This window comes from Candidatus Defluviilinea gracilis (genome assembly GCF_057138825.1).
The window spans coordinates 1-14,182 of the sequence record NZ_DBNHEF010000018.1 but is presented as its reverse complement, the minus strand read 5'-3'; the positions used below and the strand labels follow the sequence as shown (position 1 = coordinate 14,182).

Sequence of the window (14,182 nt, the reverse complement as noted above, 5' to 3'; positions counted from 1 at the left end):
CATATGTAGCCATATATAAGGGTGGGCAGTGTTGCATCTAGGCTTGTAACTCTTTATTAACGACCCTCCTCTTGAAATTTTATCGAACGTGTCATATTATGTTAAAAACCCGATCGGGAGGTACAGATCGAAGACAATGCCCGTGTTGCAAATCAAGAAATTATCGAACAGTTCATTCATACTGAGTGATTTTGGCAGTTTGTGACGGCGCAAAACTTTTCTTAGGCAGTCAGGAGAAGTACTGTAGGCACATCATATTTGTTCCAAACGGAGAATTCAATGAGACCCTTCAAATCGAATCCTTTTCTACTCTTCATTTTTATCCTAAGCGTGACGGCGTATGCCTGCGGAGGGGCTCTCGCCGATCCAACAGCTACCAGCACGCCAAATCCTACAGCCACCCAAACGCTCGTTCCAACAGCCACCGCCACGGCGACCAACACCCCTCGCCCTACCCGCACTCCCAATTTGGCGGCGACCCAAAAAGCGGAGGAGATCCTCGCGGAAGCGCAGAAATATGTGGAAGAGGGCTATCTCTCCAGCGCGGAGGGAAGTTTCAAAGAATACGATGATTTCCGCGAAGAATGGGCGCAACTTGGGTGGTATCAGCGCTGGCACTTTAGTGAAAAGGCACAGAACTTTTCCCTGAGCGCGCACTTGAAATGGTCGAGCGCGTATCGAAATGCGGATATCTCAGGGTGCGGTTTTGTGTTCGCCGCGCAGGACAATGGCGATCACTACGCGGTTTTTCTTGACCGCACACAAGTGCTTATGCTCTATGCCGACCTTGCTGCCGGATTCTCCCGCCGTGTCGGTGTAACCAGCGGCACTGGGCGCGTGAAGTTCGATAATCCCGCCGACCAGCCCGTCGAAGCTGATTTCACGCTGGTAGTCAACGATGGTATCGCCTACGTGCTTGTCGATGATGCCATGATCGGCAAATACACTCTCTCGCAAAGCAAGAACCTGAACGGCAATCTCGGCCTTACACTGCTTTCCGGCACGAATAAGGATTTCGGCACTCGCTGTGAAATGACAAACATCCACGCATTCTATCCGGATAACTAAACCCATTCGAAAAATTCCCGCCTTCTCGCGCTCACGAGGAGGCGGGCGCTTTCATCACAACATAACATTCCTGCCGGCATGTTTCCCTGTGCAAACGGGTGATGCGGCGGTATCATTTCCGCATGTCTAATCCCGCGCTCGCGGAAGTTCTCGCAAGTTACGTCCCAAAACTGATTCAAAAACGCATCGTTGCCGACTCTGTTCCCATCGACTCGCCGGCGACGGAGGAGTTTCAAGCGGCAGTTTTATTCGCCGATATTTCCGGTTTTACCCTGCTGACCGAACGCCTCGCCGAAAAAGGGCCGACCGGCGTCGAGAGTCTGGCGCGCATTCTCAACGAATATTTCGGGCAACTGATCGACATCATCCACGAATATGGCGGAGATGTGGTGAAGTTTGCCGGCGACGCGGTGATTGCCGTCTGGAATATCGCCTCAGACGACGGGACGGCTGGCTCGCCCACCCGCGCCGACCAGTGGCAGTGGACGATGCGCGCCGCCGAATGCGCGCTCAAAGTCCGTGAGAAGCTCACCAACTACAAAGCTGAAGACCAAAACCTCTACCTCAAACTTGCGGTCAGTATGGGGAACATCACCACCTCCCACGTGGGGGGCGTGTTCAACCGCTGGGAATTCCTGCTCACCGGCAACCCGCTCGTGGAAGTGGGCATCGCCAACAACCTCGCCCAAGCCGGCGAGATACTCATCACACCCTCCGCATGGAAGTTGATTCGCAATGACAGCATTGGCGGACCTATCGAATTTGAATTGAAAGAGACAATAGCCCAGGGCGGGCGGCTGGATGGGCTGAACAAACCATCTTCGATCTTCAACATCCCAGAAAAACCGACCATTCCCGGCGGCGTGGAAAATTCCCTGCGTCCTTATATCCCCGGCGCGATCATCAACCGTCTCGCCGCCGGTCAAACTGCGTGGATCGCCGAACTGCGGCGCGTAACCGTGCTGTTCATCAACCTGCCCGACCTCGATCAAACTTCCAAACTGGAATTTGCTCAGGAGATTGCCCGCCTGCTCCAGCGTTCGGTGTATCGCTACGAGGGTAGTATCAACAAAATTAACGTAGACGATAAAGGGATCACGCTGGTTGCCGCCCTGGGCTTGCCGCCGTTCTCGCACGAAGACGATCCCGCGCGCGGAGTGCAAGCCGCCCTCATGATCCGTAAAGAGCTCAACGCGCTCGGCGTGCGCAGTTCCATTGGCGTTGCTACGGGGCGTATTTTTTGCGGTTCGGTGGGCAATGAAGAACGCCGCGAATATACGACCATCGGCAATGCGGTGAATATGTCGGCGCGGTTAATGGGCGCGGCGAGGCTTCAGGATGAGATCATTGGCGAGCACAAGATACCCATCCTATGCGACCGCGCCACCTACGACAGCGCAAAAGACGCGATCGAATTCCAAACGATCAGGCCCCAACAGGTCAAAGGTCGCGTGGAGCCGGTGGAAGTCTTCCACCCGTTGGACGTGAAGCGCAGTATCATCCGCTCGAAGACCGAACTGATCGGGCGTCAGGATGAAAAGATTCTGCTCGGCAACGCCCTGCAAGAACTATCGCGCGGCGCGCCGCGCCAGACGATCGTGTTTCAAGGCGAGGCGGGAATCGGCAAATCGCGCTTGTTCGAGGATTTGATTCGCCAGGCTGAAACCCTGCGCGTAAATCTGTTTCGCGGCGAGGGCGATGCCATCGAAAAAAACAGCCCCTATCACGCCTGGAGGCCCATCTTTCACCGCATCCTCGGCGTGGATGAGATCACCATACAACAGGAATTCAGCGACGATGACCGTTCGCTGATTCATACAAAAGTAGTCGAGACGCTCACCCGCGTCGACCCCGATCTGGCGCGTTACGCTCCGCTTCTCGACGTGCTGTTGCCTGTTCCCATCCCGGATAACGAACTCACCTCCGCCATGGCGGGCGAAATTCGCGCGAGCAACACGCGCGAATTGTTGACGCGCCTGCTCAACCAGGTGGCGAGCGATGCCCCGCTCTTGATCGTGATAGAGGACCTGCATTGGTTCGATTCGGCATCCTGGGCGTTGCTCGTCGATGCGCAACAAAAAGTGCGCCCGCTTTTGCTGACGTTGAATACCCGCCCGCTTGCGGAACCCCTGCCTGAAATTTTCAAACAGATCCTCGCGGCGCCGGGCGCGCGCTTGATTCGGCTCGAAGCCATGCCGCTCGATGACGTGGAGGCGCTGGTCTGCCAGCGGCTGGGCGTGCGATCCATACCGCCCGCCATTGGGAGTTTGATCCGCGAAAAGTCGGAGGGGCATCCTTTCTTTGCCGAGGAACTGGCGTATGCTTTGCGCGAGAGCGGCTTCTTAATCGTCCGTGAGCATGAGGCGACGATCAACGAATCGTTCACGAACTTCTCCGAATTAACCCTGCCCGATACGCTCCAAGCCGCCATCACCAACCGTATCGACAGCCTCGACCCCTCGCAACAACTTGCCCTCAAAGTGGCGAGCGTGATCGGTCGCATATTCGCCTTCCGCGTGCTTCAAGCCGTGTACCCGATCGATTCGGACAAGCCCGCTTTGCGCGAATATATGGAATCGCTGACGCGCTTGAGCCTCACGCTGGTCGAATCGGAAACGCCCGACCTGGCGTATATTTTCAAGCATGCGGTCACACAAGAGGTGGCATACAACTTGATGTTGTTCTCCCAACGCCGGCAACTGCATCAATCGGTGGCGGAGTGGATCGAAACCAGCAATGAAGGCAACCTTGATTCGTATTATCCCCTGCTTGCTTATCACTGGTCGCAAGCGGCTGAAACGCCTGAAACCTCGCGGAATCATCAGATCATCGAGAAAGCGGTGAAATATTTGGATAAAGCCGGCGCGCAGGCAGTGGAAAATAATGCCAACCGCGAGGCGATCCAATTCTTCAAAGACGCGCTCACCTGGGACTCGCGCCTTCCCAAACCTGCCGGCGCGAACGAAACCCGCGACCGCAAAGTGAAACGGGCGCGTTGGTACGGGCAGATCGGGCTGGCGTATTACGGTTTGGGGCTGTTGCCGGATTGCGAGAAAAATATCCGCGAGGCGTTTCGCACGCTGGGCAAGCCATTGCCGAAGTCGCCGTGGCAGTTTGCCCTGGGGTTGATCGTGCCGGTCATCCGCCAGATTTTTCACTGGTATGTCCCATCGCGGATCGGTTCGGCGCGCGGAAGCGAACGGGGCGCATCCCTGGAATTGGCGCGGTTATATGAATTGATCGGCAGAATGTATTTTTATGCGAACGAAACCCTGCCGATCATGTACTCGATCTTGCAGTTCCTCAACTCGGCAGAGAAAGCCGGCGCTTCACCCGAACTGGCGAACGCGTATTCGGGGATGGCGGTGCTGTCCGGGTTTGCCCGCTTGCACCCGCAGGCGGAGCGATACGTGCATCGCGCGTTGACCGTGGCAAATGAGGTCAACCAGCCGTCGAACCTCATTACGGTCGGCGTGGTGACCAGCGTGTACCGCGTGAGCGTGGGGCAGTGGGATGAAATTCGCAAACAGGTGACCGCCTCTAAAATGCTGTGCGAGGAACTTGGCGATTCTCGCCAGTGGGGCGATAGCACGGTCTTGCTGGCAGAGAGCGCGTATCTTGCCGGCGACATCGACTTTGGACTGAACCTCCAAAAAGTGTTGCTGGACGATGCGCGGAAACGCAACAGCCCGCTTCATATCGAATGGGGGCTGGCTGGGGTTGCGGCAAACAGCGTGAGGTTGGGGAACGAAGCGGAAGCCATCCCGATGCTGGAGGAGGCGTTGCAGATCCTTGAGAAGATTCCGAACCGCGCTTCCTCCATTAATACGAATGCCCAATTTGCCCTGGCGCTCTTGAAGACCGGCGATACGCGAAAGGCGAAATTGCACGCGGCGGAAGCGCTCAGGCTGGCGAGGGGAAGTTCGCCGACCAATTACGCTATGCTCATCGGGTTTTCCGCCGCGGCGGAAGTCTATTTCACGTTGTGGGATGAAACGCTTCGCGCGCGCGACGGAATGGTTGACGCCGCCGACTTGAGGGCTTCCGCCGAAGAAGCGCTGACCCTGTTGCATTCCTACAAAAATGTTCTTCCGATCGGTCAGGCATATTTTGGATATTTCAAAGGCTGGCGCGAATCATTGATCGCGAAACCAAACGTCGCGATGCGATCGTGGTTCAAAGCGCTGGAGGCGGCGGAGAAATTTCATTTGCAATACGAGGAGGGAATCGTGCGGGTGAAATTAGCGCAACACTTGGACGCGGACCCAGCCGCGCGAGCCGAACATCTGGCGCGGGCGCAGCGACTCTTTGAGGCGATGGGGGCGGCGCGCGAATTGGACGGCGTTCGGAAACTTATGGGGTGATCACCACGCGCACATCGCCGGTGAATTTTTCCAGATCATCGAGTCGCTGATTGATCTTTCCCGCATCGAGCGGTATCACTTGCGACACCACGCGCGAGGTATCCAGAATCCCTCGCCGCGCCCACTCCACGAGCAGAGGCAACTCGCTCAGCAGATGATCGTTCGAGCCGATGATCTCCGCTTCTTTGCCGAGCACCTGCGCGTACGTGTTGATCGAGATCGGTTGTTGATTCAATCCCACCATCACGGCGCGTCCCAGATTGCCCACAGAGTCAATCGCCTGCTCCATCGTCTTCCGCAAACCGATCATCTCCACCGCAACATTCACGCCCCTGCCCTTCGTCAACTTGCGGATCTCCTCCACCGCGTCGGCGCGGCTCGCGTCGATGGGAATCGCGTCGTATTCAGAGGCGAGTTCGAGTTTGTCGCGCTGGATGTCCACCGCGTAGACTTCGACCGCTCCCATCGCTTTTGCCAACTGGATGGCAGACAGACCGAGTCCTCCCACGCCGAAAACTGCCACAGTTTCCCCAGCCTTGATCCTGCTTTTGGTTAACGCGTGCAGGGCGGTGGCTGAGGCGCACATTAACGTCGCGCCTGCCTCGAAAGGAATCTCGTCGGGCAAGTGAATCGCGTTCCGCGCAGGGACGGCGATGTACTCCGCGTAGCCGCCATCCACATGATGACCGAGCATCTTCACCGAGTCGCAGAATTGCTCGTTGCCCGTACTGCAAGAATAACAATCGCCGCATGTGATGTTGTAATGCAAACAGACGCGCTCGCCCACTTTGACGTTCGTCACTTGCGAGCCGATCTTTTCCACCACTCCCGCAACCTCATGCCCAAGTGTGATCGGCATGAATCCCATGGCAGAACGCCCGGCGCGATAATGCGCGTCGGAGTGACAGATCCCCGCCGCGCGCACGCGCGTGAGAATTTCGCGTTCGCTGATGTTCGGGATGGGAATCTCCTGCAACTCGAGCGGTTTGCCAGTTTCCACCATCCGCACTGCCTTCATCATCGCAACTTTCACATTAATCTCCAGTCTCCAGTCTCCACTTTCCTCCCCTCCGTTTCTCCAGCCTCAGACCACCAAATTGCCAATTACTAATTTTCCCATAGTTCACTTATCCCCTCGCCCATCCCGCAATCACACGGATATCCTCCGGTGTGGTGCGGCAACAACCGCCGATCATGCGCGCGCCCGCTTCATACCAAACCCGCGCCTCTTCTCCAAACGATTCGACAGCCGCATGCCCATCCCAATCGTTTTTGGCCGCATCGTATCCTTCGCCCAGGTTAGGGTAGACCAACATAGGTTTGCTGGTGAACCGCTTGCCCTCGCGGAGCAGTGACGAAACATACTTTGGCGATGTGCAGTTAATGCCCAAGGCCGCGATCTGCGGATGTCCCTCAAGCAGTTTCACACAATCGGCAAAGGATTGACCTTCGGAAATGCGCACCTCATCCCGCGCGGAAAAACTGAGCCATGCGGCGATGTTCGGAAATTCATCGAGAAGTTTTACGATTGCCCGCGCTTCGGTCAGGGAAGGGATGGTTTCACACGCCAGCAGTTCGGCGCCCGCTTCGACCAGCGCTTGCATGCGCCCGCGATGGAAATCCATCAACTCGGTTTCGCTCAACCCATAGTTGCCGACGTATTCCTCGCCATTGGCAAGGAACGCGCCGTACGGTCCCACCGACGCGGCAACGAACGGCTTTGACCTGCCCGCGCGATTCGATTCTTTCGCCCAAAATTCATCCCGCGCCGCTGTTGCGATCCGCACAGACTTTTGAATCAACGCGATGGCTTCTTTTTCATTCAAACCGCGCCGCTTGAATCCCTCCACGGTTGCCTGATAACTGGCGGTGATGGCGCAATCTGCGCCCGCGTTGAAATAATCGTAATGCACTTGTTGAATCGCCTCGGGGTGTTCGAGCAAAATTGTTGCCGACCACAGATCGTTCTTCAAGTCGTGCCCGCGCCGTTCCAACTCGGTGGCAAGCGCGCCGTCGATGACGAGAACGGGATGATGATGTAGGATGGTGTCAATAGGATTCATACAAGGATTTCAGTATAGTTGCGCTCGCCGTGTTTATATTGCGCATGAACCCTTGCGCCACTCGATCATTGCAAGGCGAATGCCACATGCGAAGGGTTCACCAATACCAGCGGCACATGCAGCGGGGTCATCTGCGGCAGGAACGGGTTTGAAATCTCCGCCTCGTACAGCGACATCCACGACACGCGCGACACTTCAAGGCTTTGCGACATTTCAGTCTGAGTCGAAATGCGAATCTTCCCCTTCATCAAAAACGTGCCCGCCATCACCACAATATCCTGCATCTGGCGGTTTATTTCCGAAGCGTCATAATCCAGCGGCTCATCGGATGGCGGCAGCGGATGGAACGCCGCCAACTCAGACACGGGAAAATAAATCTCCTCGAATGACATCATTTTGGCTGGGCTTCCGCCGAACACCAAAGTCTGCGGCTTCAACACATGGATATGTTTCGGCGCGCCATCGGTGCGCAACCAGATATTCACGCGCACGCTTTGCTTTGTCACCACATCCCCCCGAATGAACGACATGTTCGAATATAGCATCACAGGGGCCGATTTTTCATCGGGTCTTAAAATATACATGGCGCCTCCGAGTTTATTGGATTATACACTTGCCCGCCCCTCCAATCCCGGCGTATACTCGGATTGACCCTTATGGATGACCGCAACGGGCGACCCTCGCCTCTTTCCCCCATTGACATCTGCCTCGCCCTCCTCATCGGACTCGCTGCCCTCGCCTTATACATCCGCACCCTCGCGCCTTCGTTATTATGGGGAGATTCCGCCGAATTCCAGACTCTTTCCTACACCCTCGGCATGACTCACCACACGGGCTACGCGACTCAGATCATCTTCGGAAAAATCTTTACCCTGATTCCCATCAACGGCATCGCATGGCGCGTCAACTTGATGTCTGCGTTTTTCGGCGCGTTGGCGGTGGCAAACACGTTCCTCATCGTCCGCTTGTTGACTGGTTCACGCACCGCCGCGACTTCCGCCTCGCTCGTCCTCGCCCTCACCGACGGATTCTGGTGGCGCGCGCTCGTCGCCGAATCCTACGCTCCCGCCGCAGGGATGCTGGCAACGGTGTGGCTGTTATTTCTTTTGTGGAGAAGCACAGGTAAACCGCAATATCTTTTCTTGTCGGGTTTGGCAGGCGGATTAAGTTTAGGTATTCATAGTACGGTCGTGATGACAGGCGCGTCCGTGCTGGCAGTGATGGCGTTCACCGCCCGTAAACGCGCGGAGTGGTTCAGCGCGGCGGCGGGAGCGACCCTGGGCGTGGCGCTCTTCCTCGGATTCTTTTTCTTCCTCGATTACAACGACCCGCCTTCGAGCGTTCACAATGCGGTCTTCCGAGTCAACTTGAGCGCGGTGGGATTGACCGAAGACGAATACGATTCTGCTTGGGATCGTTTCAAGTTCATCTTCCCTGCCAACCGCGCATCGTCGTACTACTTCACCGCCACATCTACAGACATGCGCGATAGACTGATCGAATATGTTTCGTATTTTCCATGGTGGCAGTTGACTCTCACCATCATCGGAATCGTTTGGTTGTTTTTCGGCGGCAGATGGCGCGAGGGACTGTATCCACTGATTGCGTTCATTCTCATTTGGGGACTCGCTATCACGGTTTCATTTTCGATCTATCGCGAGTTTTATGTGCCGGCGGCGGTCGTCACGTCGGTGTGGTTCGGCGCGGGGGCAGGCGCGGCGCTGTCCGCGTGGGAGAGGTTGACGAAACTGAACCAGCCGTCCCTGCGAATGACGCGGGTTCTCATCTCCATCGTATTAATTATTTTGCCCATCTGGAATGCGCGGCAAGATTTGAGTCTCGCGATCCAAAAAGGTTTTACATCGTTCATCCGCGATAATCATATCTATCCCGTGTTCGCGCCTGATAAAGCCATCCGTGAGGCGAAACGAATTATCAACAATGTTGAAGACAACGCAATTGTTTTTACGAATTGGGATAAACTGTATTCGTACATATACACCGCGCAGATCGAGGAAGGCAAGATGGATATTTCTTTTCACGAGGTTCTCGATGAAGGAGATCAAATTTTGCCGACGACGCTGATGAAATACATTGACGCGAACATTGACACGCGCCCGATTTATTTTGCCATTGATGTTCCTGAACTTTCCGAGTTGTATCAAGTAACAAAAATTAACGACACGCTGTATCGAATCAATAGAAAATAACATGTTTAAGTTCTCGACGCAGTTGCACTGCGTCGAGTTTCGCGGCAGTGCAACTGCCACGAAATCTAGAATGCACAAAATGACACACAACAAACGCTGGGTTATCGCAAAGACCATCACGCAACAAGCCTCCGAAGCATTGACGGTTGTGCCGCCGATTTTGCGGCAGGTGTTGTTCAATCGCGGCATCGGCACGGAGGAGCAAGCGCGCGCGTTCGTTGCCGCGAAAACGTTGGCAGACACGAATCCGTTTCAGATGATCGGCATGCAAGCCGCGGTGGATCGAATTAATTTTGCGCTTGAACATCACGAACCCATCGCGGTGTATGGCGATTACGACGTGGACGGCGTGACCGCGACCGCCTTGCTCGTGGAAGCATTGCAAAAATTTGGAGCCGATGTTCGCGGCTACATCCCGAATCGATTCGAAGAGGGCTACGGACTCAACAAAGACGCGTTGGATTCGTTGAAAGCGGACGGCGTGAAGTTGGTCATCACCGTGGATTGCGGAATCCGCTCGCCAGACGAATCGCTTCACGCGCAGACCATCGGGCTGGACCTCATCATCAGCGACCACCACCACCCCGACGGCGAAAACCTGCCGCCCGCGTTTGCAGTCATCAATCCAAAACAACATGGCGATCCGTATCCCGATAAAGATTTAGCGGGAGTGGGTATTGCTTATAAAATTGTTGAGGCGCTAGCGCAAGAAAGAGGAAAGACGAAAGAAGACGAAATCTTTCCTCTTTCCTCTTTCCTCGATTTGGTCGCCTTGGGAACCGTCGCCGACCTCGCTCCCCTCGTCGGCGAGAATCGTTCACTCGTCCGCAATGGACTCAAACAACTGCGCGAAACGAAGCGGCAGGGATTATTTTCACTCGCGGGCGTGGCACAGATCAAAATTGACAAGATCACCGCAGGCAACATCGGATTCATGCTCGGTCCGCGTTTGAACGCGTCGGGGCGACTCGAGTCCGCGCTCGCGTCGTTTGAATTGCTCACCACCACCGACTTCATGCGCGCGGGTCAACTCGCGCAGCAACTCGATGTGCAGAACCGCCAGCGACAAACGATCACCAAGACGATGCAACAGCAAGCGGAAGAGATCGCCATGCAGGATGACCCCAATGCGTTTCTGTTATTTGCCGCGCATGAAAGTTTCAATTCGGGTGTGGTCGGCTTGGCATCATCGCGGCTTACGGAAAAGTATTATCGCCCGTCTGTTGTCGCGGCAAAGGGAGCCGAGGAAACGCGCGGCTCGTGCCGTTCGATCCCCGAATTCCACATCACCGACGCGCTCGATCAATGCAAAGACTTGCTCGTCCGTCATGGAGGTCACGCCGCGGCGGCTGGCTTCACGGTGAAAAATGAAAATTTGACCGAGTTGGTGGCGCGGCTCAAAACAATTGCAAAAGAAAAATTGGACGGGAAGGACCTGCGCCAAACACTATCCGCCGATATGGAAGTTTCCCTCGCGGATATGAACTTCGGCATTTTGAAACACATCGCGTTCCTCGAACCGACGGGTTACGGAAATCCCGACGCCATCTTTGTTTCGCGGAATGTGAAAGTGAAATCGTTTCGCGCGGTTGGTTCGGAGGGCAGGCACTTGAAACTCACACTCGAAGACGGTCCCGCGTTGAAATACGATGCGATCGGTTTCCGCATGGGCGACGTGGCAAAGTCACTGCCGCCGCGCGTGGATGTGATGTACACGCTCGAAGCAAACGAATACAACGGACGGGTATCTCTGCAATTGAATTTGAAAGATGTAAAAGAGGCGGGGGTGGCGGATTAGGGAGGATGTACACAGGTACATAGGTAAACAAGTAGACACGTTACGAGATACGGGATACAACCTGTGTACTTGTCTACGTGTGTACGTGTTTCCGTGTATACGTTCGCTCTCTACTTCGCCCTTAACTCTTCTTCCCGTTCAGGTATCGTAAACCGATTAATCGTTGTGTAATCCACAAACCAATTGAAATTGCGGTTCATCCACATCGTGAATGTCCACAGCCAGGGGATGATCCACATGGCGCGCGGGCGGCGCACGAGACTCACCACCGCGTCAGCAACTTGTTCAGCCGTGAGCAACATAAACTTGGGGGTTGTGGCTTTTGTTTTACGTTTGATGCCCGCGTGTGAACCAAATTCTGTTGAAACGCCGCCGGGGTAGACCATCGAAACGTCAATGCCCCATGGCTTCACTTCGCGGCGCAACGCTTCGGAGAATCCATGCACGGCGTGTTTGCATGCTGAATAGATTGTGTAAGTCGGCGTGCCGACAAGTCCCGCCATCGAACACATTTGAATGATGTGACCTGACCGCTGTTGGATCATCACCGGCAACGCCTGCCGCGTGGTCTGAACCACCCCCATCACATTGACATCGAATTGACCTTGAATATCTTTCACGGGATCGAGTTTCTCCAGCCAATCCAATCGCCCGAAACCTGCGTTGTTGACCAACACGTCAATGCGACCGAATTTTTCCAGCGTCTTTTGAATCAGTGATTGAATATCTTCGAGTTTGGAAAGGTCTGCCTGCACGACCAACACATCTGCTCCCGCGCCCATACCTTTGATCTCATTCGCCAACGCTTCGAGTTTATCCACGCGCCGCGCGGCGAGGACAACCCTCGACCCCTCGCGTCCAAACTGACGGGCGGTTGCCTCGCCAATCCCCGACGATGCCCCGGTCACGATCACAACTTTGCCCTTTGGATCCATGAGAGACTCCTGTGTCAATATGTCACCCTGAGGGAGCGCTCGCTGCGACCGAAGGGTCTCGCTCGACCTGATGGGGACGCTGAGTGGCGACCTGCGCCACTCAACATGATATTCGTTGAGAATTATCACATTACAAACTGATCAAGGTCCCCAGCGCGGCTGGTAATCGCAATAACTGTTGTTCGTCAACCGCCGCAAGTCTGTGCCGTTGGCGCGGATCACATAGATCTCGCATCCATGATCGTCGCCGTAATGATCGAAGTACGCGGTGAAGACCACCCACTGTCCGTCCGGTGAAATGGATGGTCCCTGGCTGTTGCCGCCCGTCGGCGTGAGCTGGCGCGTGTTCGACCCGTCCGCGCTCATGATGTAGACCTCGCGATTCCACGGCTCGCCGGAGTACGTGACGATGAACGTCCCATCGGACGACCAATCGCTTCTTCCGCGGATGGACGGCAGATTCGTGATCCTCTTGATCGCGCTTCCCTTCAGGCTGACCGTGAAGAGTTGAACGCCTCCATCGCGGTCGGAGGCGAACAGAATCGATTTCCCATCCGGTGACCAGGTCGGGTCCCAGCCCAACGCTTGCGGAACATTCGCGGGGTTATCGCCGTTTCGATCCATGACCCAGATTTGATTCTGTTGGGTGTTTGGGTTTCCGCGCATGAATACGATACTCTCGCCATTCGGCGAAACTTCAGGCGCGTTAGACACGCCGAGTCGGTCTGTCAGCCGATTTGTATTGCCCGCGGTGAGACTCAATTCATAAATCTCGTAGACATTTTTCTCGCGGAATGCCGAATACAACACGCTTCCCCCATCCGGTGAAAGGGACGCGTAAAAATGACGCGCGTTGTCGCTGGTCAATTGGCGGAATCCCGATCCGTCCGCGTTGATGATGCAGATCTGGTCGGAGGATTGAACTTTATTGACCTGGCATGTGAAGACGATCTTCCCGGTCAATTGATCGGAAGGCGACGGGGATGGAATCGAATTTTGAGGTAGCGCGGTAAACGTGGGAGTCGCAAAATTGAAATCAGGCGTTGCAATGGATTCGGTCGCGGGAGGAGGAGTAAAGTTGGAGGGCGTAGACGCTTGAAGAGTGGCAAACAGGTCTGCCGTCGGGGTTGAAGCGGCGGGGAGGTTACATCCAGAAAATAGAATGAATGTCATTGCGAAGGCGATAGCCCTCGCAGTCCCATGTTGTTTTTTATTCAACCTCTTCAAGAGTAAACTCCTCGCCCGATAAAATTTTCGCGCCGAAACTTCCGCAATAGGGGCAATGAATCTCTCCGCCTTCAGGATGATATTTTTGGAAGCATGCCATACACTGAACTTCGGCAGTGATGAAGCGGAAGCGCAATTCCGCCTGTTCAGCAAGCGTGCCTTTGCCGATCTCGCGCCAGTGTGATTGGATCAGATCGCGATCGAGTTCGGCGATCTCGCCGATGGCAATGTGAAGTGTTGTGATTTGCTTCGTGTTGGACTCGCTCGCGCGTTGAAGAGATTTTGCAAGGATGGATTGCGCGAGCTCGAATTCTTTTTGATGATTCAAAAAATTAATCCTCTTGTGCAAGTTTTGAACCACGGAGTCACGGAGACACTGAGAGAAAAAACGGGTCTCCCGTAATTAACGGGAAAGAGCTTCACCACGAAGGGCACAAAGTACACAAAGGCAAAAAAAGAGCCTAGATTCCTTGGGTTTTCCTTTGTGACCGTCGTGTCCTTTGTGTTTGAAAAAAAG

General features: G+C 55.0%; 10 protein-coding genes. 4 read left to right on the top strand and 6 right to left on the bottom strand.

Features of this window, described 5'->3' with window-relative positions:
• Positions 1–279 precede the first annotated feature (279 nt).
• Entirely contained in the window at positions 280–1,068 is a 789-nt protein-coding gene (locus AC16KF_RS01750) for a hypothetical protein (RefSeq protein WP_484035563.1), read from the top strand.
• Between the two features lie 122 nt (positions 1,069–1,190).
• Complete coding sequence (locus AC16KF_RS01745; protein ID WP_484035562.1) at positions 1,191–5,432, top strand: AAA family ATPase; 4,242 nt, start codon at positions 1,191–1,193, stop codon at positions 5,430–5,432.
• On the opposite strand, the gene AC16KF_RS01740 is transcribed toward AC16KF_RS01745, so the two are convergent.
• The 3 genes from AC16KF_RS01740 to AC16KF_RS01730 all read right to left on the bottom strand — a co-directional run bounded on the left by AC16KF_RS01740 (position 5,422) and on the right by AC16KF_RS01730 (position 8,079).
• Positions 5,422–6,465 (bottom strand): alcohol dehydrogenase catalytic domain-containing protein, encoded by a 1,044-nt coding sequence (locus tag AC16KF_RS01740; RefSeq protein WP_484035561.1) that lies wholly within the window; start codon positions 6,463–6,465, stop codon positions 5,422–5,424. The two genes, AC16KF_RS01745 and AC16KF_RS01740, sit on opposite strands and share 11 nt — an antisense overlap.
• 94 nt (positions 6,466–6,559) lie before the next feature.
• Positions 6,560–7,495 (bottom strand): homocysteine S-methyltransferase, encoded by a 936-nt coding sequence (mmuM, locus tag AC16KF_RS01735; RefSeq protein WP_484035560.1) that lies wholly within the window; start codon positions 7,493–7,495, stop codon positions 6,560–6,562.
• A gap of 65 nt (positions 7,496–7,560) precedes the next feature.
• The gene (locus AC16KF_RS01730; RefSeq protein WP_484035559.1) at positions 7,561–8,079 is read right to left on the bottom strand and encodes a hypothetical protein; all 519 of its coding nucleotides are present in this window, start codon (positions 8,077–8,079) and stop codon (positions 7,561–7,563) included.
• 72 nt (positions 8,080–8,151) lie between these two features.
• On the opposite strand from AC16KF_RS01730, the gene AC16KF_RS01725 reads away from it, so the two are divergent.
• Both AC16KF_RS01725 and recJ read left to right on the top strand, forming a co-directional pair.
• On the top strand, positions 8,152–9,705 hold the full coding sequence (locus tag AC16KF_RS01725) for a glycosyltransferase family 117 protein (RefSeq protein ID WP_484035558.1): 1,554 nt from the start codon (positions 8,152–8,154) through the stop codon (positions 9,703–9,705).
• 79 nt (positions 9,706–9,784) lie between these two features.
• On the top strand, positions 9,785–11,503 hold the full coding sequence (recJ, locus tag AC16KF_RS01720; protein WP_484035557.1) for a single-stranded-DNA-specific exonuclease RecJ: 1,719 nt from the start codon (positions 9,785–9,787) through the stop codon (positions 11,501–11,503).
• A gap of 110 nt (positions 11,504–11,613) precedes the next feature.
• Here recJ and AC16KF_RS01715 read toward each other — a convergent pair whose 3' ends face one another.
• From AC16KF_RS01715 to AC16KF_RS01705, 3 genes are all read right to left on the bottom strand, one after another.
• On the bottom strand, positions 11,614–12,438 hold the full coding sequence (locus AC16KF_RS01715) for an SDR family NAD(P)-dependent oxidoreductase (RefSeq protein WP_484035556.1): 825 nt from the start codon (positions 12,436–12,438) through the stop codon (positions 11,614–11,616).
• Between the two features lie 141 nt (positions 12,439–12,579).
• The gene (locus AC16KF_RS01710; RefSeq protein WP_484035555.1) at positions 12,580–13,611 is read right to left on the bottom strand and encodes a TolB family protein; all 1,032 of its coding nucleotides are present in this window, start codon (positions 13,609–13,611) and stop codon (positions 12,580–12,582) included.
• Between the two features lie 37 nt (positions 13,612–13,648).
• The gene (locus tag AC16KF_RS01705; RefSeq protein ID WP_484035554.1) at positions 13,649–13,993 is read right to left on the bottom strand and encodes a hydrogenase maturation nickel metallochaperone HypA; all 345 of its coding nucleotides are present in this window, start codon (positions 13,991–13,993) and stop codon (positions 13,649–13,651) included.
• Between the last annotated feature and the right edge of the window lie 189 nt (positions 13,994–14,182).

Coding starts and splice junctions, on each gene's coding strand:
- AC16KF_RS01750 (WP_484035563.1), top strand. CDS start 280: ATGAGACCCTTCAAATCGAATCCTTTTCTACTCTTCATTTTTATCCTA.
- AC16KF_RS01745 (WP_484035562.1), top strand. CDS start 1,191: ATGTCTAATCCCGCGCTCGCGGAAGTTCTCGCAAGTTACGTCCCAAAA.
- mmuM (WP_484035560.1), bottom strand. CDS start 7,495: ATGAATCCTATTGACACCATCCTACATCATCATCCCGTTCTCGTCATC.
- AC16KF_RS01730 (WP_484035559.1), bottom strand. CDS start 8,079: ATGTATATTTTAAGACCCGATGAAAAATCGGCCCCTGTGATGCTATAT.
- AC16KF_RS01725 (WP_484035558.1), top strand. CDS start 8,152: ATGGATGACCGCAACGGGCGACCCTCGCCTCTTTCCCCCATTGACATC.
- recJ (WP_484035557.1), top strand. CDS start 9,785: ATGACACACAACAAACGCTGGGTTATCGCAAAGACCATCACGCAACAA.
- AC16KF_RS01715 (WP_484035556.1), bottom strand. CDS start 12,438: ATGGATCCAAAGGGCAAAGTTGTGATCGTGACCGGGGCATCGTCGGGG.
- AC16KF_RS01710 (WP_484035555.1), bottom strand. CDS start 13,611: ATGACATTCATTCTATTTTCTGGATGTAACCTCCCCGCCGCTTCAACC.